18 protein-coding genes and 2 pseudogenes are annotated in these 22,836 nt (G+C 59.9%); 11 read left to right on the top strand and 9 right to left on the bottom strand.

Going from position 1 to position 22,836, the window contains the following annotated elements:
* Positions 1-312: 312 nt before the first annotated feature.
* Positions 313-1,851, bottom strand: coding sequence for a flavin-containing monooxygenase (locus AC1DXW_RS13250; RefSeq protein WP_477753232.1), 1,539 nt, complete (start codon positions 1,849-1,851; stop codon positions 313-315).
* Between the two features lie 115 nt (positions 1,852-1,966).
* On the opposite strand from AC1DXW_RS13250, the gene AC1DXW_RS13255 reads away from it, so the two are divergent.
* On the top strand, positions 1,967-3,019 hold the full coding sequence (locus AC1DXW_RS13255) for an AraC family transcriptional regulator (RefSeq protein WP_477760075.1): 1,053 nt from the start codon (positions 1,967-1,969) through the stop codon (positions 3,017-3,019).
* A 382-nt stretch (positions 3,020-3,401) separates the two neighbouring features.
* Positions 3,402-3,632: pseudogene (locus AC1DXW_RS13260) on the top strand (AzlD family protein); the annotation flags it as partial.
* A gap of 225 nt (positions 3,633-3,857) precedes the next feature.
* Here AC1DXW_RS13260 and AC1DXW_RS13265 read toward each other — a convergent pair.
* Positions 3,858-4,871, bottom strand: coding sequence for an AraC family transcriptional regulator (locus AC1DXW_RS13265; RefSeq protein WP_477753234.1), 1,014 nt, complete (start codon positions 4,869-4,871; stop codon positions 3,858-3,860).
* 179 nt (positions 4,872-5,050) lie between these two features.
* On the opposite strand from AC1DXW_RS13265, the gene AC1DXW_RS13270 reads away from it, so the two are divergent.
* The 5 genes and pseudogenes from AC1DXW_RS13270 to AC1DXW_RS13290 form a co-directional block, all read left to right on the top strand.
* On the top strand, positions 5,051-6,235 hold the full coding sequence (locus AC1DXW_RS13270) for an acetyl-CoA C-acyltransferase family protein (RefSeq protein ID WP_477760076.1): 1,185 nt from the start codon (positions 5,051-5,053) through the stop codon (positions 6,233-6,235).
* Between the two features lie 17 nt (positions 6,236-6,252).
* Positions 6,253-7,104 carry a 3-hydroxyacyl-CoA dehydrogenase NAD-binding domain-containing protein gene (locus tag AC1DXW_RS13275; protein ID WP_477755490.1) on the top strand — a complete coding sequence of 284 codons (852 nt, stop codon included), beginning with the start codon at positions 6,253-6,255 and terminating at the stop codon, positions 7,102-7,104.
* A 142-nt stretch (positions 7,105-7,246) separates the two neighbouring features.
* The gene (locus AC1DXW_RS13280) at positions 7,247-7,516 is read left to right on the top strand and encodes a hypothetical protein (protein WP_477755491.1); all 270 of its coding nucleotides are present in this window, start codon (positions 7,247-7,249) and stop codon (positions 7,514-7,516) included.
* Between the two features lie 56 nt (positions 7,517-7,572).
* The gene (locus AC1DXW_RS13285) at positions 7,573-9,351 is read left to right on the top strand and encodes an acyl-CoA dehydrogenase C-terminal domain-containing protein (RefSeq protein ID WP_477755492.1); all 1,779 of its coding nucleotides are present in this window, start codon (positions 7,573-7,575) and stop codon (positions 9,349-9,351) included.
* A gap of 120 nt (positions 9,352-9,471) precedes the next feature.
* Positions 9,472-9,558: pseudogene (locus AC1DXW_RS13290) on the top strand (hypothetical protein); the annotation flags it as partial.
* Between the two features lie 242 nt (positions 9,559-9,800).
* Here AC1DXW_RS13290 and AC1DXW_RS13295 read toward each other — a convergent pair.
* From AC1DXW_RS13295 to AC1DXW_RS13310, 4 genes are read right to left on the bottom strand one after another with little or no spacing between them, the layout of a single operon-like run.
* Positions 9,801-10,862, bottom strand: a complete 1,062-nt coding sequence (locus AC1DXW_RS13295; RefSeq protein WP_477755493.1) for a beta/alpha barrel domain-containing protein — start codon at positions 10,860-10,862, stop codon at positions 9,801-9,803.
* Positions 10,863-10,872: 10 nt separating this feature from the next.
* Positions 10,873-11,805, bottom strand: a complete 933-nt coding sequence (locus AC1DXW_RS13300; protein ID WP_477755494.1) for a DUF6282 family protein — start codon at positions 11,803-11,805, stop codon at positions 10,873-10,875.
* A gap of 30 nt (positions 11,806-11,835) precedes the next feature.
* Positions 11,836-12,603 (bottom strand): HpcH/HpaI aldolase family protein, encoded by a 768-nt coding sequence (locus AC1DXW_RS13305; protein ID WP_477755495.1) that lies wholly within the window; start codon positions 12,601-12,603, stop codon positions 11,836-11,838.
* Positions 12,600-12,995 (bottom strand): cupin domain-containing protein, encoded by a 396-nt coding sequence (locus tag AC1DXW_RS13310; protein ID WP_477755496.1) that lies wholly within the window; start codon positions 12,993-12,995, stop codon positions 12,600-12,602. Before AC1DXW_RS13310 ends, AC1DXW_RS13305 begins: the two co-directional genes overlap by 4 nt.
* A 195-nt stretch (positions 12,996-13,190) precedes the next feature.
* On the opposite strand from AC1DXW_RS13310, the gene AC1DXW_RS13315 reads away from it, so the two are divergent.
* From AC1DXW_RS13315 to AC1DXW_RS13330, 4 genes are all read left to right on the top strand, one after another.
* Positions 13,191-14,621 (top strand): NAD-dependent succinate-semialdehyde dehydrogenase, encoded by a 1,431-nt coding sequence (locus AC1DXW_RS13315; protein ID WP_477760077.1) that lies wholly within the window; start codon positions 13,191-13,193, stop codon positions 14,619-14,621.
* A gap of 31 nt (positions 14,622-14,652) precedes the next feature.
* On the top strand, positions 14,653-16,242 hold the full coding sequence (locus tag AC1DXW_RS13320; RefSeq protein WP_477760078.1) for a GMC family oxidoreductase: 1,590 nt from the start codon (positions 14,653-14,655) through the stop codon (positions 16,240-16,242).
* 36 nt (positions 16,243-16,278) lie between these two features.
* On the top strand, positions 16,279-17,646 hold the full coding sequence (locus AC1DXW_RS13325; RefSeq protein ID WP_477760079.1) for an MFS transporter: 1,368 nt from the start codon (positions 16,279-16,281) through the stop codon (positions 17,644-17,646).
* A gap of 74 nt (positions 17,647-17,720) precedes the next feature.
* On the top strand, positions 17,721-18,521 hold the full coding sequence (locus tag AC1DXW_RS13330; RefSeq protein ID WP_477755321.1) for an IclR family transcriptional regulator: 801 nt from the start codon (positions 17,721-17,723) through the stop codon (positions 18,519-18,521).
* 65 nt (positions 18,522-18,586) lie between these two features.
* Here AC1DXW_RS13330 and AC1DXW_RS13335 read toward each other — a convergent pair whose 3' ends face one another.
* The 3 genes from AC1DXW_RS13335 to AC1DXW_RS13345 all read right to left on the bottom strand — a co-directional run bounded on the left by AC1DXW_RS13335 (position 18,587) and on the right by AC1DXW_RS13345 (position 22,825).
* Positions 18,587-19,810, bottom strand: coding sequence for an OprD family porin (locus AC1DXW_RS13335; protein WP_477755320.1), 1,224 nt, complete (start codon positions 19,808-19,810; stop codon positions 18,587-18,589).
* An 89-nt stretch (positions 19,811-19,899) separates the two neighbouring features.
* Complete coding sequence (locus AC1DXW_RS13340) at positions 19,900-21,531, bottom strand: amidase (protein WP_477755319.1); 1,632 nt, start codon at positions 21,529-21,531, stop codon at positions 19,900-19,902.
* A gap of 175 nt (positions 21,532-21,706) precedes the next feature.
* Positions 21,707-22,825 (bottom strand): class II histone deacetylase, encoded by a 1,119-nt coding sequence (locus AC1DXW_RS13345; RefSeq protein ID WP_477760084.1) that lies wholly within the window; start codon positions 22,823-22,825, stop codon positions 21,707-21,709.
* Between the last annotated feature and the right edge of the window lie 11 nt (positions 22,826-22,836).

Genomic DNA, 22,836 nt, shown 5'->3' on the forward strand with positions numbered 1-22,836 from the left:
CACTTTTAGCACTCAAGATGTCGCGCAAAGACAGGCTCTCCGAGCGTTACGCGTTTAGCTCGATATGTATATCTCTGGCGTCTGAAAATTTTCAAAGCCGCTCATCGGCGTCAGCAAGATTTAGGCTATGTCCCAGTTATGTGTTGAGCGCCGCACACCTTGTAGAAGGGGCTTTAGCCGCGATGGGGCACGGCAGGCAGTACAGCGTCAATTCACGGTAGCCAAACGGTGGACCGTTCGCTGCGCTCCTGAGCCCACCCTACAATTTGGCCTTCAATACGTAACTGGTACAGAGCCTAATCAATGTGGTTCTCACGCTGCACTGGGCTCCGCGTCCAACAGCTCGGCTGGCTGCGACTGGCTGGCGCAGGTGACGAACTCGTAGTCCGCATCGCGCACCCGCCGGGTCTGCAGCCAAAAGCGCCATGTGGCACCCGGCCAGATCAGCACGTTCTTGCCACCGGCCTGCTGATACCAGCTGGTGCAGCCGGACGACCAGGCGGTGCCGACAAATTTGGCCTGCAGCTTCTGGTTGAACTCGCGCTGCACCTGCGGCTTCACGTCCAGATAGTCGGCGCCTTTCTCCTGCAGGCGCTTGAGGCACTGCATGATGTAATGCACTTGAGCTTCGATCATGAAGATGACCGAGTTATGCCCCAGGGCCGTGTTGGGGCCGAGCAGTTGGTAGAAGTTCGGAAAGCCGGTCACCGTCGTACCGTAATAGGCTTCCGGACTCTCTTTCCAGTCCTGCGTCAGGTCGTGGCCCGGCAGGCCGGTGCAGGGAAAATCCTTCATGTAGATGCGGGGGTCGGTGACGAAACCGGTGCCGAGAATGATGCAATCGGCCGGCAGCTCACGACCATCGCGCAACAACACCGAGTGCTCGCGCAACTCCTTGATGCCAGCGCCGATCAGCTCGACGTTGTCGCGATTGAACATCGGCAGCCACTTGTTGGAAATCAGGATGCGCTTGCAACCGATCAAATAGTCCGGCGTCAGGGCCTTGGCCAGCGCTTGGTTCTTGACCTTGACGTTGATAAACAGCTTGGCCAGTTTCTGTATAACTGCCGCTACCCGTGGCGCAAACAGCGGCCAGGCACGCGACTCGTTGCTCCAGTACAGGCGTGCACGGTGCAAGGTGCGGCTGAACGGCAGGCTGACGAACAAGCGTTTTTCCCAATCGGCATACGCCCGCTCGTCACGCGGAATCACCCAGGCCGGGGTGCGCTGCAAAATGCTCAGTCTGGCCACTTTGCGGGCAATTTCCGGGGCGTACTGAATGGTGCTGGCACCGGTGCCTACCGAGACCACCTGTTTGCCGCTCAGGTCATAGTCGTGATCCCACTGCGCCGAATGGAAAATCTTACCCTTGAAATTTTCCTGCCCTGGAAACGTCGGTATCGAGGGCACATGCAACGGGCCCGAAGCCAGCACTACATGGCGCGCGACAAACTGCTCGCCGGCGGCGGTATCGACTGTCCACAGGCCCTTGGCCTGATCGAAATGCATGCCGCACACTTCGCGATTGAAGCGCAGAAACGGACGGATACCGAACTTCTCCGTGGTATCGAGAATGTACTGCTGAATTTCCTGCCGCTCTGCGTACCGTTTGCTCCAGTCGTTTTTTGGCGCAAAGGAGAACGAATACATGTGCGATTGCACATCACAGGCCGCGCCCGGATAGCTGTTCTCGCGCCAGGTGCCGCCGACATCGCCGGCCTTTTCCAGCACGACAAAGTTGTCGTTACCGGCTTCGCGCAATTTGATCGCCATGCCCAGGCCGCCAAAGCCCGAGCCAATAATCACCACATCGACAATCTTGCTGGTGCTGGTTGCGGCTGACTTGTGCATGGGCGCTCCTTGACAGGGATAAATGGCAATGTCGCCAGTCTAGGAGCCACCCAATAGGAGAGATATGCTAGGGTTGGCAATAAATTGATAGTTTCGGCAAGACAATAAAATCAATATGGCCAGTCATTCGATCCTTGGACTCACCTACATCTTCAACAGCCTGCGCAAGCAGGGCGTGGATGTTTCCCCGCTGCTGCAACGCTACGGCCTGGATCTTGAGCATCTGGCGCCGGATGCGCGGATCGATCGCAGCCTGGAGCTGCGGCTGATATGCGAGCTGGCCGGGGAGCTGAATCAACCCTGCGTCGGTCTGAGTATCGGCAACGGCGTCGGCTTTGCCGGCTATGGCCCCCTCAGCCTGCTGTTGCTGACCTGCGACACGGCCCAAGAAGTTCTGTATTGCGGCATCCGCTACCAGCAACTGACCTATCTGTTCAGCGAGGTTAGCTTTCAACCCGGGGAGAGAGTCAGCGCCCTGACCCTCGCGTCACTGCCGCTGGCCGAACCCGCACGACGGATGCTGATCGACATGCAGATGGCCGGCACCTACAAGCTGATCCTCGATGTTCAAGCCAGCCTGAACATGGACCTGTATGCCATTCAGGTTGACCTGCCGTATCCCAAGCCGGCCGAGGCCCAGGTGTATGAGCAGTTTTACGGCTGCCCGGTGCACTTTGACGCCAGCATTGCGCGGTTTTGGATGCGCAATGAACACCTGCAGTTGCGCCTGCCCAGCAGCGATCGTAGCGCCAATGCGCTCTACCGCCGGCAGTGCGACMAGCTGCTACTGGGGCTGCAACAGGAGCAGGCCAGCGGCAACTCGGCCGATCAGGTGCGTGCGCACCTGAGCCTGTTCACCGCGGGTTTTCCGACGGCCTGCGAGGTGGCCGCGGCCCTGGGGTTTTCCGAACGGACCCTGCGCCATCAGCTACGCAGCCAAGGCACCTCGTTCCGGCGCATCCTCGAAGAGCTGCGCTTTGCCCGTGCGCGGCAATTGCTCGAAAGCAGCCAGCTGTCGGTAGAGGCCATTGCCGGGCAGCTGGGTTATGCCGAGTCGGCGGCCTTTATTCACGCCTTCCAGCGCTGGTCCGGCAGCACCCCGGCGCTCTATCGCCGCCAGCACCAGTTGGGGCGGGCGCCTGAATTGCCCCGACCTTGTCCGGTGTGATTTTGGGCTTGATTTTAATCGCGGCTACCGCTGAACGGCTGCAATAGTTCTTAACCGGCAAGCCATAGCAGGCAGCTGCCGGCCGGCTACACGCGGCTTATGGACATGGCCACAGGGAATCAGTAACAGTGCCGGCACTGTATGTCGTTTTTCCCCGCCTTATGTCGAATTGCAAAATTCGACACCCAAGCTGATCAAGGAGTTAAGTGTTCAACAAAAAGTCAGGTTGTAATCATTTCCGAATCCAGCCTGGATGCGGTCGAGTGCGCCCTCTAACTCTGCTCGTGTGTGTTTGCGAAAAGGCAGCCATCCTATTTAGTCTGCCGAATAATCAGAAAATACGAGCCACAACTTCCGCATTGGCATGCTTTCGTGTGCCGAGGGTGGGGTATTCGTCATGTCGTTTGTACCCATCCACTACCGGGTTCAGCCGTTCATGACGGCGATGTCCGGTTCCGTCTTGATTGCGCTACTTGCGCCGATGGCCCTGAACGGTGGTGGCGGGGCACGACTGGCATTACTTACCACCGCAATCACGATGCTGATTGTGAAAAAGCCGCTCCTGGCGATTACTGCCGGAATTCTGGCTGCAGCCTTGTTCAGGCATTTGTAACTGTGTTCTGACAGCTCTGCTTTTAGCGGTCTAGTGCGAGCTCGGTGAAAAACTTCCTTTAGTCAACGCCGTCCGAGTCTATTCGCCCTGTCGGATTCTGCACGAGCGGCTGCTAGTGTCCGCGAGCCTGCAACAGTTTTAACGGAGGGTAATGAACAGGGCGCATAACCCTGCTTTACCCTTGGTGCGAATTCCCTGCTTCATGCTCGACGAATCCCTCTGGGACTATTCGCTGCTGTGCCACTTCTTCCGATAATAGCCAGGGCTTTCTCCGGTCCACTGCTTGAACGCCCGGTGAAGCGCACTGGCCTCGCAGAAGCCGGCCTTCTCGGCGATCGCGGTGATGCTCAGGTCGGTGTTGCGTAGGCACTCGAAGGCGATGGCGCGGCGTACCTCGTCTTTGAGCTCCTGGAAGGAGAAACCTTCTCGCTGCAGCTGGCGGCGGAAGCTGGCGATGCTCAGGGCGCGCTCCTCGGCCATGTCGGCCAGGGTCGGCCAATGTTCGTAGCGACAATTGCGCAGCTGTTTGTAGACTTCGGCGCTCAGTCCCTGGCGATTGCTGAAACGCACGATCAGCCATTGCGGCGAGGTGCGCAGGAAGGTCTTCAGCGTCGCCAGGTTCTGTACCAGCGGCAGCTCCAGATAACTGGCGGCGAACTCGATTTCGCTATGGGTGGCCTCGAAGGTCAGGTTGGGTCCCCAGAACAAGTGGTCGTCACCATGCTCCGGTCGCGGGTGGGTGAATTGCGAGCTGTCGATGGGGATGCGTCGGCCCGCCAGCCAGCACAGCAGGCCAAGCACCACGGTTAGGTAGGTTTCCTCGGCGACGCTGCGCGCCTGCGGGTCTGGCTGGCGGTTGTGCAGGCGGATCACGGCACGGTCGCCGCGTACCGACAGGCTGCCGTGGATATCCCGCAAGAACAGACCGAGGCCGCTCAGGCACTGGAGCAGCGCCTGGCCGAGGTTGTCGGCCTGGATCAGGCTCCGACAGATCAGGGCGAAGCTGCCGGTCGGCATCCCGTGCGAGTCGAAACCGAGGAACTCGTCGTCGAGCTCCCGGGCGACGGCCAGCCAGAGTCTGGCAAAGGCCGAGGCGGCGATGCGTACCGATTTGTCGCTCAGTTGCTGTTCGGGAATACCCGCCGCGGCCAGTACCACCGCAATCCGCTCGGGTTGCCCGTGCAGCCCGTAAAGCGCTGCACGGGCAAAATACACGGCCACTGAATCCTTCTCTTGCATAACGCTCGCTCGCTGCGGGTCAGTTGCCTGGGGGTTGCAAAAAGTATCAGCCAAATCAGTAATTTTCGGCATAGGCCAGTGTTCATCGGCTCCCTAGACTACCCCACGCCTGGGCAGTGCGCCGCCATAGCGTGCGCAGTCTACGCATCAGTTGGATCTCAATGCCACCGGAGTCTCCTATGCCTAATCCCGAAGTCTATATCGTCAGCGCTGTCAGAACTGCAATCGGTTCCTTCGGCGGTACGCTCAAAGATACCCCGCCATGCGAACTGGCCACGACCGCGGTCAGCGCCGCCCTGCAGCGCAGTGGTTGTGACGCCGAACGTATCGGTCATGTGGTGATGGGCAATGTCATTCCCACTGAGACGCGAGATGCCTACATTTCCCGGGTGGCCGCGATGAATTCCGGTATCCCCCAGGAAGCACCCGCATTCAACGTCAATCGCCTCTGCGGTTCCGGTCTGCAGGCGATCATTTCGGCGGCGCAGAGCCTGCTGCTGGGTGACTGCGACATCGCTATCGGCGGCGGTGCCGAATCCATGAGCCGCGGCCCTTATCTGCTGCCAGGCGCGCGCTGGGGTGGCCGCATGGGTGATATGCAGGCCGTGGACTACATGCTCGGCACCCTCCACGACCCGTTCCAGCGGATTCACATGGGCATTACCGCCGAGAATATTGCCGAACTGCATGGCATCAGCCGCGCAGAGCAGGACACCCTGGCGCTGGTCAGTCAGCAGCGTGCGGCGCGTGCGATTACCGAAGGACGTTTCGCCGGCCAGATTGTGCCGGTTGAAATCAAAACGCGTAAAGGCTCGCAACTGTTCGAGGTCGATGAGCATGTGCGTGGCGACACCTCGATCGAGCAACTGGCGGGCATGAAGACCGCATTCAAGCAGGGCGGCACGGTCACCGCCGGTAACGCCTCGGGACTCAACGACGGCGCGGCGGCGGTAGTCCTGGCCACGGGGGAGGCGGTGCAGGCCGATAACCTGCGCCCGCTGGCCCGTCTGGTCAGCTACGCGCATGCCGGTGTCGATCCGGTGTTGATGGGCTTGGGGCCGATCCCGGCAACCCGCCTGGCCCTGCAACGTGCCGGCCTGAAGGTCGCCGACCTGGATGTGATCGAGGCCAACGAAGCCTTTGCCGCCCAGGCCTGCGCCGTGGCTCGAGAACTCGACTTCGACCCGGTCAAGGTCAACCCGAATGGCTCGGGCATTTCCCTCGGCCACCCGGTCGGTGCCACCGGAGCGATCATTGTCACCAAGGCCGTCCATGAACTGCATCGTACCCAGGGCCGTTATGCCCTGGTGACTATGTGCATCGGTGGCGGCCAGGGTATTGCCGCGATCTTCGAGCGCGTTTGAGCAGGGGGGAGACGACCATGAGCGACGAAATTATCGGTGTCATTGGTGGCGGCATCATGGGCAGCGGTATTGCCCAGGTGTGTGCCCTTGCGGGCCTGTCCGTCGTGCTGGTGGATATATCCGAAGCCGCCTTGGCCAAGGCGCGGGTGTCCATTGATCGCAGCCTTGGCCGGCAGGTGGACAAGGGCACGCTGACGGAACAGCAGCGCGCCGCCGCGCTAGGACGCATCAGCACCAGTATCGACTATGCCAGCCTGAGCGACGCCGGCCTGGTGATCGAGGCGGCCAGCGAGAACCTGGACCTGAAGCTGCGCATCCTCAAGCAGGTTAGTGAGCAGGTCAGCGCTGAGGCCATCATCGCCAGCAATACCTCGTCGCTGTCGATTAGTCAGTTGGCCTCCCAGGTACAGCACCCCGAGCGCTTTATCGGCCTGCATTTCTTCAACCCGGTAGCGGTCATGACGCTGGTGGAAGTGATTCGCGGGCTGGCAACCACCGAGGTTTTCCATACCCGCACCCTGGCGTTCGCCGAGCGCATTGGCAAGACCGCGATCAGCACGGGTAACCGCCCGGGCTTCGTGGTCAACCGGATTCTGGTGCCGATGCTCAACGAAGCTATCTTCACCCTGCAGGAAGGCCTGGCCACTGCCGAGGATATCGACACCGGCATGCAGTTGGGTTGCGGTCTGCCCATGGGGCCGCTGGCGCTGGCTGATCTGGTTGGTCTGGATACCCTGCTGGCGATTCTGGAGTCCTTCCAGCAGGGTTTCGGTGATCCCAAATACCGCCCGCCCTCCCTGCTCAGGGAGCTGGTGGCAGCCGGTCGCCTCGGGCGCAAGAGCGGTCATGGTTTTTATCGCTATAGCTGATTAGCGGTTGCCAAGGATGGGCTACCGCTGGCTTTTCCCGGGAGTCTTGTCGTCATGAATACCAAGCGATCATTCGTCTCAGCATGCCCGGGCGAGTCAGGCGAGGCACCGCTCTCGCGCCTCGAGCAGATGCGCAGGCGCTATGGAGGAGACGCTCCTGGCGCGCTTGCTGGAGGCCGGCGCTACAGGCCCGCTGCCGGTGCTCAAGGCGACCTTACAAACTAACGGCGCCAGGCTCAACAACCTGCCGGCCTGGCTGGATCAGGCTGGTTTGTCCCCGACGCAGCGGCAGGAGGTGATCGGCGGGATCGTCCTCGGCTCGCTGTCCGGCGTTCTCAAGCAGCCGCCAGCGGCTGCAGATAGCGCAACCGTAGTTACGTTGCGCGTCCCTGGTGCAAGCCCGCGCGGCTGACCTTTCTATTAATCGGGGCATGCGCAATGCCCGCACACTGTCTGAGTAATTCAATCATGTCTGACTACCAAGCTCCCCTGCGCGATATGCGCTTTGTGCTCAATGAAGTGTTCGAAGTCTCCAAGCTGTGGGCCCAGTTGCCGGGCCTGGCTGAAGTGGTGGACGAAGACACCGCCGCGGCCATCCTCGAAGAGGCCGGCAAGGTCACCGGCGGCGTGATCGCCCCGCTAAATCGCAGCGGCGATGAAGAAGGCTGCTCCTGGAGCGACGGTACGGTGAAAACCCCGGCCGGCTTTCTGGACGCCTACAAGACCTACGCCGAAGGCGGCTGGGTCGGCCTCGGTGGCGACCCGGTATTCGGCGGCATGGGCATGCCCAAGGCGATCTCGGCTCAGATCGAGGAAATGGTCAGCTCGGCCAACCTGTCGTTTGGCCTCTACCCGATGCTGACCGCCGGCGCCTGCCTGTCGATCAATGCCCACGCCAGCGAAGAGCTGAAAGAAAGATACCTGCCGAACATGTACTCCGGCATCTGGGCGGGCTCCATGTGCCTGACCGAGCCGCATGCCGGCACCGACCTGGGCATCATCCGCACCAAGGCCGAGCCGCAGGCTGATGGCAGCTTCAAGGTGTCCGGCACCAAGATCTTTATCACCGGCGGTGAGCACGACCTGACCGAGAACATCATCCACTTGGTACTGGCCAAGCTGCCGGACGCCCCAGCAGGTCCGAAAGGCATCTCGCTGTTCCTGGTGCCGAAGTTTATGGTCAACGCCGACGGTTCTCTGGGCGAGCAGAACAGCCTGTCCTGCGGTTCCATCGAACACAAGATGGGCATCAAGGCTTCGGCCACCTGCGTGATGAACTTCGACGGTGCCACCGGCTGGATCGTCGATGCGCCGAACAAGGGCCTCGCTGCCATGTTCACTATGATGAACTACGAGCGTCTGGGCGTGGGCATCCAGGGCTTGTCCCTGGGTGAGCGCAGCTACCAGAACGCTGTGGAATACGCTCGCGACCGTATCCAGAGCCGCGCGCCGACTGGTCCGGTGGCTAAAGACAAAGCCGCTGACCCGATCATCGTGCACCCGGATGTGCGCCGCATGCTGCTGACCATGAAAGCGTTGAACGAAGGCGGTCGTGCCTTCTCCAGCTACGTCGCCATGCAGCTCGATACCGCCAAGTTCAGCGAAGACGCCGCCACCCGCAAGCGCGCGGAGGAGCTGGTTGCCCTGCTGACCCCGGTAGCCAAGGCCTTCCTTACCGATATGGCACTGGAAACCACCACCCATGGCCAGCAGATATTCGGCGGCCACGGTTATATACGTGAGTGGGGCCAGGAGCAGCTGATTCGCGACTGCCGCATCACCCAGATCTACGAAGGCACCAACGGTATCCAGGCGCTCGATCTGGTCGGCCGTAAAGTGGTCGGCAGCGGCGGTGCGTTCTACAAGCACTTCGCCGAAGAGATCAAAGCCTTCACCGATTCGGCCGACAGCAGCCTGGCCGAATTTATCGAGCCACTGAAAGGCGCCATCGCGAACCTTGAACTGATGACCGCTGACCTACTGGAGCGGGCCAAGGCCAACCCGAACGAAGTCGGTGCTGCCTCGGTCGAGTACCTACAGGTGTTTGGCTACACCACCTACGCCTATATGTGGGCACTGATGGCACGTACCGCCCTGGCCAAGCAGGATCAGGACAAGTTCTACGTCAGCAAGCTGGGCACCGCACGTTTCTTCTTCGCTCGCCTGTTGCCGCGTATCCACTCTCTGACTGCTTCGGTTAAAGCCGGTAGCGAGAGTCTGTACCTGCTGGATGCGGCGCAGTTCTGATCGTCCCATGCCCAGGCTCCCAAGCCTGGGCAAACTCCTGATCGCGGCATTCCTGCCGTTGTACGTACTGCGCGCCGATCCAACATTCAAGCCCTCAACAAGAACCAGGTAGGCCTCAGCATGCTGAAGACAAAAATAATTACCTCCGCGCAAGGTGCCTACAGTTATCCCTTGCTGATCAAGAGCCTGCTGCTGTCTGGCCAGCGCTAGGAAGCAGAGCAGGGACTGCGCCAGAACTGTCCCGGCGTAGCGCCTATGATTAACTTGTAGACCCGAGTTAGGGGCTGGTCGGCGACCCACGAGGTGATGTCTACCTCAGCCAGGCTGATAGCAGTTCCCAACAGTTTGTGCGTTCGCCGCACCCGTGCATTCTTAAGAGCGGGCCCTTTGGACCCTTGTTCACGGCAACATCAATCGCCAACTGTCAGTGATCTCCCGACCGAGCCTTTTCAGTCTGGAGACCCTGGGCACTCCGGGGCAAAGCCTTTCCACCACTCAGGTCGGTCAGGTTGCTGCTGATAGGTCTGCACCTGATCAGCCGCACTGCCCAGCAGTTGCTCGACGCTGAGACCTCGTTTGACTACATATTCATCCAGCTCGCGTACAGCACGGGACAACACTTCATAGCCGCCCGTGAACACCGCAGAGGTCATCTCTGTGGCGCAGGCCCCGGAAAGTAAAAAGCGCGCGACGTCCAGCCCGCTACGAGCGCCGTTGGTGGCGATCAGCGGGTAATCGTCGCCCATGGCTCTGCGCGTCATCATCAGCCAGCGCGCGGTCAGTGGTAGCGCCCAACCGCCACCTATTGCGGCACTGGTTCCCAGCACGGGCAGCCCGGTTTCCAGATCCGGCAGAAAGCCCATGAAACGTCCCATCATCACGACACTGTCGGCTCCGCCCCTGCGCGCGGCCTGAGCCAGGCCGACGACGTCCTCGCTTTGCCCGGTGAGCTTGATCCACAGCGGTAATGTCGTCGCCTGCCGGATACGCGACACAATGGCTTCAATGCGTACCGCGCCCCGCTCAAGGACGATGGCACCCTTGGCTGCTTCTTCACCGTGAGGGGCGCCAATGTTCAGCTCCAACACTCGCAGGCCAGCCTGTTCGATCTGCCGGGCGTACTCCGCACATTGTTCAAGGTCACTGAGGATCAGGCTGGGAATAACGTAAGCATCTTGCTGCCGAGCTTCCAGATCCAGCTTAACCAGGTCGTCGAGCCATTCGGCAAAACCGCGCTGAACCAAGCCTGAGCGACCGAACAGGCTGGCATCAGGCGGCGGGGAAAAGTCCCACGGCAAGCGGTTCCAGTTCGAGTCCAGCAGCACATAGTCCGTCTTGTCGAGCTGGTGCTTGGCGGCTTGTGATTCATTGGTGGATTTGGCTACCACCGCACCAGCACCGGTGCCCAGGGCTGCGCGGATGGCATCGCGAGTCATGGACTGCTCGCCAGCTCCACAGATGACCGGGTTCTTAAAGGACAGTGTCCCAATTTGTGTGATAAGTCGCGTCATGACCGTGCACTCACAGGTTCATCAAGCGGGAAGCGTTGCCGGAGGTCATCTTGCGAATATCCTCGTCGCTGTAGTTCAGATCCAGCAGTTGGCCAATCACGTTACGAAAGCCCTCGGCGATGCTTGGATTGCCTTGCTGGCCCAAGTCGGAACCGAGAATGGTCAGGTCCACGGTTCCCGCTTCGATCACTTGTTGCAGAAATTGATCATCGTAGAATTTGAACTTCGATCCAGGCACCCACATGCACATGGAGTGCTCCATGTAGACGCCAGCACGTGCCAGTTCGCGCATGTCATCGAGCGTGGCGTCGACCACGTACGTCGGATGGTTGACCAGCAGTTTTTTAACCCCACGTTTGCGAGCCTCTTCGAATAGCGGCCAGATTTCCTTGATGTTGAGGTGACCGGCAGACAGCACCACGTCTTCTGCGGCAATAAGATCGAGGATCGCTTTCACCTCTTCCTTCAGACGACCGTTTTCATCGAGTACGGTCAATGGGATCGGCTGCAGCATGCGTTGAGTGGTTTGCGGAAATTTTTCGGTGAATTTCTCATCCTGATGGTGATGGGCGATGTGGTTGGCCGAAGAAAACGTTGGCATCCAGACCAGTTTCGCCCCCAACTTCAAGCCGTGCTCGACGGCATGGACGTTGAGCCCGCCGACCGAATTGTTCAGGGGGACGCCCGACAGCATGTGAACGCCAAGCTCGCTGAAGTGTTTGTTCAGCAGGGTCGTCACCGGTGTGCAGCTGTAATAGTGATCCTTGAGCAACACCGCCTTCAAACCAGCCTCGCTGGCTTCACGCATGGCTTCAATATGGTCGCAGTAGCGCGGCATGACCGAGGGACCGCTGTGGCAGTGCAGGTCGATGGCGCCGCGCATGAGGCTGTCGATTCGCGCCTCACGTTCTTCGTTGGTGGATGTATTGATGATGGCGTTCATGGGGTTACCTTTTGTTGTTTTGCAGGCGGTTCAGCGAGTCACACTGTGGAAATGACGCACCTGTTGAGTCCAGCCAGCGCGCAGCACCGCCTGGTCCGAGCCCAGAATGAAAAAGCGCATCCCCTTGTTGCTGAAGCGCTCCAGGTCTTCGCTGTTGGAGACAAAAATTCCGGCAGCCTTGCCGGCTTGAAGTGCGGCGTCGATCACGCGGCTGACAGCGGACTCGACGCGCGGATCATCCAGCGTACTGACGCCGAGCGAGACGGCCAGGTCGGCTCGCCCGACCAGCAGGCAGTCGATCTGCTCGACGCTGGCGATCGCCGCGAGGTTGTCCAGTGCCGCGCGGTCCTCGATCTGGGCAATGATCGCGTGACGACCATCCTCAGCGGCCATGTGTTCGACGAGGTTGGCGTTGCCATAGCGGCCGGCCCTGGGCGAGTTGGAGAAACCACGACTGCCATGGCGATACCGGGTTGCCTGCAATATCTGACGTGCCTGTGCAGCATCGACGATATGGGGCAAAACCAGGCCGTCGGCACCCAGGTCCAGCGCCTGCAACAGCGTGCTGGGGCGGTCGTCGGCAACGCGCACCAGGCCGGCTACCTGCGCGGCACGGCAGGCCAGCAGGCCACGATCAAGGCTGCCTTGATCGAAGGGCGCGTGCTCGGCGTCCAGCACCACTGCATCCAGCGTGCAGTCACCGGCAATCTCCACCACCGCATGGCTTGGTGTTTTGATGAACGTGCTGATCAGTGACTGGCCGGCGCGCAGCCGGGTCGAGAAGCTCATGCCGTTCATGACCGTGCTTGCCCGGCGTCGGCGAATTCGCCAGCCTGGTATTCGATCAGGTGCCGATAGTCATCGCGAATCGGCGAGAACACGTCCAGGTTCATCACCACGTCGTCACCGATCGGTTCGGCGTAATGCACCACATGGGGTGGTATGCGGATCATGCTGCCCGGTCCCCCTTCGACCACGTCGTCACCCAAATGAAAGCGCACGCGTCCTTGCACGATGATCACCAACTGTTCGAAGGTGTGGCTGTGGGGAAAAACATCCATGCCCGGGGTCAGCCAGTTCATGACGCACAGCGTGTTATCGCCACGGAAAGCCACGCGCTCAACGCCTTTGCGGACGGTTTCGCGAGGCAGGTCATCCCAGTTATGAAGCAGTGCATTGGCAATACTCATCGGCTCGTACCTTTGTTTCTCTTGTGGGAATTATGTTTCTCTGTGAGATAAAGCTAGCGCGCTCGACAATAAGTGGTCAAGCGACTTTTTGGCCTTGACATCCAAGCTTTTCGACTCCTAGGATTGTGCTACACAGAGAAACATAGTTTCTTTCAATGAAACTGGTTGCGTTCAATTCTCCAAAGGTCCAATTACATGCGAGTTATCGAATCCCTGCTGATTGACGGTCAATGGTCTGCTGGCGCCCACGAGCGTCAGTCCGATGTGTTTAACCCTGCCACCGGCGAGTTGATCGCCAAGCTGAGCCTGGCCGCGACTGCCGATCTGGACCGCGCGCTGGCGGCGGCACAGCGTGGCTTTCAGGTGTGGCGCAAGACCTCGGCCTACGAGCGCTCGAAAATCCTGCGTCGTGCGGCCGACCTGGTGCGTCAACGTTCGGATGAAATAGCAGCGCTGATCACCCTGGAACAAGGCAAGCCGCTGGCGGAAGCCAAACTTGAAGCCTTCGGCGCTGGCGATCACATTGATTGGTACGCCGAAGAAGGACGTCGCGCGTACGGCCGAGTGATTCCTGCGCGTGCCCGAGGCGTCCGACAAACCGTCTTGCGTGAGCCCGTAGGGCCGGTAGCGGCTTTCAGTCCCTGGAACTTCCCGGTCAGCCAACTGGTGCGCAAGATTGCCGGCGCACTGGCGGCCGGCTGTTCGATCATTGCCAAAGGCCCGGAGGAAACCCCTTCATCCTGCATCGAGTTGTGCCGGGCGTTTCAGGATGCCGGCGTGCCTGACGGCGTACTGAACCTGGTGTTTGGCGTACCGGCCGAAGTGTCCGATTACCTGATCCGTTCCGAGATCATTCGTAAAGTGTCGTTCACCGGCTCGGTACCGGTCGGTCGCGCGTTGGGTGCGCTGGCGGGTCAGTACCTCAAGCGCTGCACGCTGGAACTGGGCGGGCATGCACCGTTCATTGTTTGCGATGACGTTGACGTCAAGGCCGTGGCGGCGTTGGGGGCGGGCCTGAAATTCCGCAATGGCGGCCAGATCTGTGCCTCGCCTACGCGTTTCTATGTGCAATCGGCGGTGTTTGAGCAGTTTGTTGATGCGTTCTGCGCGGCCGGTGCAGCCATAAAGATAGGTGACGGCCATGATGCTTCGACGCAGTTGGGCCCGTTGGCCAATCCACGTCGCGTGGCCGCTGTGCAGGAGTATGTAGATGATGCTCTGGCTGTCGGCGCTCAACTGGCGTTGGGTGGTAAAACCGTCGACGGCGCAGGCTTCTTCTATCCCGCCACGGTGCTGACCGATGTGCCGGAAAACGCACGGGTGATGAACGAAGAACCGTTCGGCCCGATCGCGTCTATTGTCCGCTTCGATACCGTCGAAGAAGTCATCGAGAAGGCCAATGGCTTGTCCTTCGGGCTGGCAGCGTTCGCGTTCACACGATCGATCCAGCGCGCTACGTTGCTGGCTGATGAGTTGGAGTCCGGCATGGTCTCCATCAACCACTTCGGCTTGGCCGCACCGGAAACGCCGTTCGGTGGTGTCAAGGACAGCGGTTATGGCAGCGAGGGCGGAAGTGAAGGGCTGGACGCGTACTTCACCACCAAATTCGTCAGCCAGATCGGCTGAACAAGGACGCCCAACACCGAGAACAATGCCAATGCAAACCTTCGATTTCATTGTGGTCGGGGCCGGTTCCGCTGGCTGTGCCTTGAGCGCACGGCTGGCGAATGCTGGCAAACAGGTCCTACTGCTCGAAGCAGGGCCGGCTGACAATCATCCTTACATTCACATTCCCGGCACCTTCATCCGGGTTCACGGCTCCCGGCGTACCTGGATGTATCGCACCGAACCCGAGCCTTTCGTCAACCAACGCCAGGTCTACATTCCACAAGGCCGCACACTGGGGGGTGGCAGTTCGGTCAATGCGATGATTTATATTCGCGGCCAGGCAGAAGACTATGACGATTGGCAGGCCAACGGTTGTCCCGGATGGGGATGGCAGGACGTTCTGCCGGTGTTTCGGCGCTGTGAGTCGAATGTCCGATTAAGCGGTGTCTTGCACGGCCAGTCGGGCCCGCTGACTGTCAGTGACCCGGGGCACCGGCATGCCTTGAGCCGCGCCTTTGTGCGGGCGGCTGTCGAAGCGGGGGTGCCCGAGACAGATGATTTCAATGGCGCGAGGCAGGAGGGCGCGGGCTTCTATCAGACCACCACTTCACACGGTCGGCGCGCCAGTTCGGCGGTGGCTTACATACGGCCTTTGCGCAACAACATAAACCTCAAGGTGCTCACCGAGACCCATGTCACCGAACTGCTATTCGATGGCCGTCGGGTCACGGGTGTTCACGCCGTGGATCGTGAAGGCGCTGCGATCAGCTTTGCCGCCCGTGCAGAGGTCATTGTCAGTGCCGGAGCGATCGCTTCACCCAAGCTTTTGATGCTGTCGGGGATCGGGCCACAGGCTCACCTGGAAGAAATGGGCATTGCAATGCGAGTTCACTCGCCGGGTGTGGGCGAGAATTTCCAGGATCACCTCAGTGCTTCGGTTTATGCGCAAACGCGTGAACCTGTCAGCTTGCTCGGACATGACCGAGGCTTGCGGGCGTTGGGGCATGGAATCAAGTACCTGGCCAACCGTTCGGGCCTGCTCAGCTCCAACGTGGTCGAGAGCGGGGCCTTTGTTGATGCCACCGGTTGCGGCCGGCCCGATGTGCAATTTCACGTGGTGCCCGCGCTGGTCGGTGACATCGACCGGTTGCCCCCCAGTGGCCACGGTATTTCGATAAACCCTTGTGCCTTGCGGCCACGCTCGCGCGGCCAACTGCGCCTCAAAAGTGCTGACCCGATGCAGGAAGTGTCACTCAAGGCTAATTATCTGAGTGATGAGCACGACCTTAGTACCATGGTCGCTGGAGTGAAGTTTGCTCGACGCATCCTGCGTGCACCATCGCTGGCCTGCGTGGTGGAAAACATGCTGTTGCTTCCTGATCACGACGACATTCCAGATCATGTGCTGGAGGACTACGTGCGCAGTGTTGCAAAAACCGTTTTCCATCCTGCGGGAACCTGTCGCATGGGGACGGATGCCAACGCAGTGGTCGGGCCCGATTTGCGGGTGCATGGCGTGCAGGGGCTGCGCGTCGCCGACGCGTCGATCATGCCGACCATCGTCAGCGGCAATACAAATGCGCCCTGCATCATGATCGGTGAACGGTGTGCCGATTTCATTTTGGGGAGCGCTGCGTAGTCCGTTCAAACCTGCGCCTTATGCGCACCTCTTCGCATGCACAACAATTACAAGAGTACAGCGATGAACCTCATATCCCGCGGCACCTTCGACAATGAACAGGACAGCCTGCTCTACAACCGTATTGCCTGGCGTCTATTGCCGTTTCTTTTCGTTTTATATGTGGTCGCCTTTCTGGATCGCGTGAACGTTGGCTTTGCCAAGCTTCAGATGTCGGCCGATATCGGTTTGAGCGATCTTGCGTTCGGTTTCGGCGCCGGGGTTTTCTTCATCGGCTACTGCCTCTGCGAGATCCCCAGCAATATGATCCTGCAGCGCGTAGGGGCGAGGTTCTGGATCACCCGGATCATGATCACCTGGGGATTGCTGTCGATCTCAATGATGTTCGTCAAAACGCCAACTGCCTTCTATATCCTGCGCTTTCTGTTGGGCATGGCAGAGGCCGGTTTTTATCCTGGGGTCGTGCTGTACATGACCTACTGGTTTCCTTCCTACGCGCGGTCCCAAGGCATGGCCTGGTTCAATCTGGGCATTGCGATGGCCGGCGTTCTGGGCAGTCCGCTCTCCGGCTGGATCATGCAGACGTTTGCCGGCGTAGCGGGCATGGCGGGCTGGCAATGGTTGTTCTTGCTGGAGGGGATACCGGCCGTACTGCTGGGTATCGCGGTGTTCTTTTACCTAGACGATCGACCTGGCAAAGTGCACTGGTTGAGCCCGGAACAGAACGCTCGCGTGGTGCAGCAACTGGCGGCTCAGCGTCAGCACCATGAGGCGGCCGGGGCGGGCCACAACTGCCGTGCGGCATTCGTCAATAAAGATTTGTGGTGCCTGATCTACGTCAACTTTGCATTACTGTGCGGCACCTATGGGGTGTCATTCTGGCTGCCGCAGATCGTTCAGGGGCTTGKGGTAAAAAGCCTGTTTCAGACCGGGTTGATTGCTGCCATTCCCTTCGCGGTCGCCTCGGTCCTCATGGTATTGGTCAGCCGCCACTCGGACAAAAAACGTGAGCGACGTTGGCACGGTACGCTCTGCAATCTGGCTTCTGCCCTAGGGCTTGCCATCGCAGCGTACTTCCATGATCAACCTGTGTTGTCGTTGGCAGGGCTGAGTTTGGCCATGTCGGGTGGTCTGGCGGGTTTCTGTGTCTTGTGGGCGGTGCCCGGCGTGCTACTGACCGGTACTGCGGCGGCGGCAGGGATCGCGCTGATCGCCACCGTCGGTAATTTGGGCGGCTATGCCAGTCCATTCATGATGGGGTGGGTCAAGCAGAGTAGTGGCCATCTGGAATATGGCCTGTATGCGCTGGCCGGAATGACGTTGATAGGGGCGTTTGTCATGTTTTCAGTCAAGCCTCCAGGCGCCAAGGACGTTAAAGGATTGCCCGAACTATCGAGCATCTGATATCGCAGACCAACAAAAGTGTTTCGGCAGGAGATACAATCGGGCTTTTCCAGTTATCGACTAGAGGTGACCTCTTGGAACAGGATGACGAAAAGCCCACCACCGGCCCCGTATTGCTGGAGTCAGTGGAAATGGTGTTCCGTCTGCTCGATGAGCTGACGGCCGCACGCCGCCCTTTGGGAGTGACTGAACTGGCGCATCTGCTGCAAACCGCCAAGCCGAGGACCTACCGGCATTTGGCGTCGATGCGCCAGCTCGGCATTCTTGAACAGGATCCCGTCAGCGAAAAATACCTGCTCGGCCCCCGCCTGGTTGCCTATGGTGAAGCCGCGGGTGAGCAGTTTGATCTGCGCGCTATCGCTGACCCCTACCTCACGCGTATCCGTGATGCCACAGGGCAAACCGCACTACTGGCGGTCGCGACTCACGACACCGCGCTGGTGGTGTCATGTGTCGAATCCAAGGCCAACGTCTGTATTTCGGTCAAGCCGGGTAATCGTGTACTGCCTTACTGTTCAGCACAGGGGCGCACGGTGCTTGCGTTCTCCGATGCCGCCAGTCAACAACGGGTGATGCGCCGTAAGATGCCGCGCCTGACCGAGCGTACGCTGCATGACCCAGACGCGCTGATGCAACGACTGGAGTTGATACGCCAACGCCTGTATGACGATGCCGACGGTGAAGTGACCATGGGTATCAATGCTTTGTGCTGTCCGATCTTTCGCGAGAATGACGTGATTGTCGGGACTATCGGCATTGTCGGCCCTAGCGCGGCAATTGCCACGCCGCCGCCTGCGGTCATGCTGCGTGAGTTGCAGTCGGCAGCAGCGGAAATCAGTGAGCGATTACACGCGGGAACGTACCGGCGGTTGTAGTCGATGCCCAAGCCACCTCTTGTATCGAAATGGTAGCTTGGGCGCTTCCAGCCAGGTTCGTCGGATCAGAAGAGGTTGATCGGATACTCGGTGATCAAACGCACCTCGTTGAGGTTTACGCCTCGATCAGGACTCCTGAAGCTTGCCTGGCGTACCCTGAATGACAAGTCCTTGGCGCGTCCGGATTGCAGCACATACTTGACTTCGATATCCCGCTCCCATGCGTGACCGTCATCGGTCTGCGCGGTGTGGAAGTCCGTACCCTTCAGATAGCGCGTCATAAAACTAATCCCCGGCACGCCGAGGGCGGCAAAGTTTAAGTCGTAGCGGGCCAGCCAGGAGCGCTCGTTTTCGTAGTTGAAGTCCGAGTATTGCACTGAGTTGGCCACGAACACCGTGCTATTACCGTCCACGCCGTAACTGTATTTGCCATGGCCGGTGACGCGCTGGTGGGCAATCATGAATGTGTGCGGTCCGACTGCCAGCGAAGCCGACAGGCTCCAGATGCGGTTGTCCAGCACACCGCCGCGCTGCTGGCCCTGGCTCTTGGTGTCATAGCCGTTGAAGTCGAACTTGGTGGTGTAGCCGTCGCCCAGGGGCAGGCTGGCAGTAGCGCCCACGTAGTATTTGCGCCAGTAGTCCTCGACATCCGAATGGTAGACCCGGGCATTGAGGTTGCGGTTGATCTGGTAACTGCCGCCGATCAGGTCGAGGGAGGTGAGACGGCCGCTGTCATGCTCGCTTTGGTCTCGGTTGCGCATGGCGGTGAAGTGGCCGGCGTGCAGGGTCAGGTCGGTGATTTCCTTGCTGGTGACGAGCCAGCCCTGGGTGGTTTCCGGCAGCAGGCGATTGTCGCTGGTGGCCAGCACCGGCAGGTTCACCAGTTGCTCGCCGTACTTGAACAGGGTGTTTGACAGTTGCGCCTTGACCGCCACACCGCCCTTGGCATATTGGGATTTGGTGCCGTCACTGTCCTCCTCGAGCAACAGCGTCCCACCGCCCTTGCGGCCGTTGCCGGTGTCCAGCTTGATGCCGAGCAAACCGATGGCGTCCATACCGAACCCGACGGTGCCCGTGGTGAACCCGGACTCGAAAACCCCGATAAAGCCTTGGGCCCACTCTTCCGAATAGTTTTGCGACGTGCGGTTGTCGAGGAAGTTGCGGTTCATATAAAAGTTGCGGGCTTTTATGGAAAAGTGCGAGTCCTCGATAAAGCCACTGTTGTCGGCCAACGCGCTCAGGGGGAGGGTGCAGGTCAGCGCAACATGAAACACATGTTTGTTCTTCATTTTCACATCCCGGGTGCAGGGGCGCACGCGCCGGCCAATGGGCTCGGCCGAACGCTGCGCTTTTTAGTTATGTGTTGGCGTGGCAGGTTTTATTGGAGCACCGGGCGTTTGGTGTTGACCCAATCATTATGTTGCTCATAGGCATACGCCAGCTTGAGCAGGCCCAGGTCATCCCGCGGGCGTCCGATCAGTTGCATGCCCATGGGCAGTCCCTGGGGGCCGAAACCCACGGGAACGCTGATGATCGGACTGCCGGACAAGGTCCATGGGAAGCAGGTTTCCATCCACCGATGGTAGGTATCCATCGAGCGGCCATTGATCTGCTTGGGCCAGTGTTCGTTGATGTCAAACGGGAACACCTGGGCGGTGGGCACCGCTAGATAGTCGTAGGTTTCAAACAGCGTCACGAGGGTCTTGTACCAGGCGCTCCGGGCTTTGCTGGCGTTGAAAAAGTCTGCGGCGGACAGCTTCAGCGAACCCTCGATTTCCCAGATGGCCTCGGGTTTGAGCAGCGCGCGCTTGGTCGGGTCCTCGTAGTACTTGAGCAGGCCGTTGCCGATGCCGAAATGACGATGCACCAACCAAGTGTCCCACAGGCTTTCGGGCGAAAACGGTGACTTGAGCGGCTCGACGACCATGCCTTGGCCTGCGAGGTTGCCCAGGGCTTTTTCGCAGAGCTCCAGGATGCCGGGCTCCATGGCCAGGTAACCGCCCCAGTCCCCCAGCCAGCCGATTTTCTTGCCGGTTTGTCGGGACTGGAGCGCGTGTTCGACGTTATGCGGGGTCAGCGCAGCCAATTCGGCCGAGATTTCCAGGGACAGCGCGTCGGACAGGTCCAGGCCCGACTGGGTGGCTAGCAGCAACGCCAGGTCCGGCACCGTGCGCGCCATCGGGCCACTGTAGCCAAGCTGCGAGATAAACACTTCATCCGCCGGGCTGCGGGGCACCCTGCCCTGGCTCGGGCGCATGCCGTATACATTGCAAAATGCCGCCGGGTTGCGCAGCGACCCGCCGAAATCACTGCCATCGGCCACCGGCAGCATGCGCAGCGCCAGCGCCGTGGCTGCGCCACCGCTGCTGCCGCCGCTGGTTTTCTGCCGGTTGTAGGGGTTGCGAGTGGGGCCGTACACCGGGTTGTACGTCTGGGAACCGAGGCCGAATTCCGGCGTGTTGGTTTTGCCGATCATCAACGCACCCGCCGCGCGTGCCCGGGCGACGTGAATCGAATCTACCTTGGGTTGATTTTTTTGCAGCAACGGCGAGCCAAAGGTGGTGACGATATCCTTGGTCAACGCCAGGTCCTTGGGCGCTTGCGGGATACCATGCAGCCAACCCAGGGAATCACCGGCCTTGAGTTTGGCGTCAAAGGCCGAAGCCTCTTTAAGCAGGCTGTCGGGGTCGCGCAGGGCGACGATGGCGTTATAGGTGGGATTGAGCTGCTCGATACGCGCCAGGTAGGCCGCCATCACGTCGCGGCACGACACCTGCCGCCCATGAATGGCCAGGCTCAGTTGAGCTGCACTCCAGTCGACAATCTCTCCCGTCGCTTTCGCCGGTTTTTGGGCGCCGGCCAACGCGGGTTGAGCGGCAGCCGACCAGGCAACCCCGGGCAGGGAGCCGGCGATCACCCCGCCGACAATCCCTTTTAAAACCTGGCGGCGGCCTGCATCGGTACAGGCGGAGTCGAGAGGCGTGTTTACATCGTTTTCGGTAATGGACATCTGTATTCCTGTCAGCGGCAGTTTGAGGGCTTATGGAATTTTTCTTGTTGTGGTTTGCCGGGTTTCGCCGGCAAAAGGCCTAAACGTGTAACGCAAGAAAACGCTGTCATCTCATTGGTTGGGGAGCGTCCTCGGGTGGGTTGTCCAGGCGTGCCTGCAAGCAGGCAACGCCCGATTAGGTGGTCTCATGAAACAGGCTTGCGGTTCGCTCGATCACACTTTTCTGAAAGGCAACATTGTCGGAATCGGGTTGCTGGGTCTGAAGCATTTCCAGCATCGGATCGCGTACTTCGGTCCGTTTTCCGCTCAACGCCTCGATGGTGGCCAGGCCACAGAACGGTACATAGGCCTCTGCATAGCCTCCTTCATGCACCATCACCAATTTGCCTGCGCATAAGCGCTCGGCGGCGTCTTTGATCAATCGGGTCAATTCGCGATAGCTGTCGCTGTGCAGCAGCATCCGGCCCAGCGGATCGACACCATTGGCGTCGAAGCCGCAAGCCACGATGATCAATTCAGGTTGGTAACGCTCCAGAACCGGCAGGACGATTCGGTGCATTGCATGCAGGTAGGCTTCATGACCGCTGCCGGGAGGCAGGGCAATATTGAAGTTGGAGCCGATTCCCTTGCCGCTGCCCCTGTCGGTTTCACCGGTATAGCCGCGGGGGAAGGCGCGTTGTTGGTGGATCGACAACGTGAGCACATCGTCACGCTCGTAGAAGATCGTCTGGGTGCCATTGCCATGGTGCACGTCCCAATCCAGAACGGCGATCCGCTGAACGCCAAATCGCTCGCGTGCGATTTCGATGGCGATGGCGATGTTGTTCAGGTAGCAGAAACCCATGGCCTGGTCCGGCAGACAGTGGTGTCCGGGTGGACGACTGAGCACGTAGGCATTGGTGAGTTCACCCTGGAGCACCTGATCGACCGCAGCGCTGGCAAGGCCGGCTGAGACCCGGGCGATTTCATAAGTGCTCGGCCCGACGGGTGCACCGGGCGCAAGCATTCCGCCGCCGGCCTCGCACACTTGCCGAAAGCGCTGCAAATACGCTGCGGTATGCACGAGTTGCATTTGTTCGAGGGTGACCGGCGTGCCGCCCTGCAGGTGCAGGTGGCGACTCAGCCCACTGACGTCCAGGAGGTTTTTTAGCCGCCGCTTGGACTCCGGCGATTCAGCATGCGCCGAGCCCGAGGGCGGCTCGACCCACTGACCGACGGGAAGGGTGAGCGCGAACAGGCCGCCGCTGTGCCAAAAACAGTGTTCATCAAAGAAAAATCCGGTCTTGGACATCATTATTTCCTGGT

The organism is Pseudomonas sp. P4_C4, assembly GCF_056402055.1.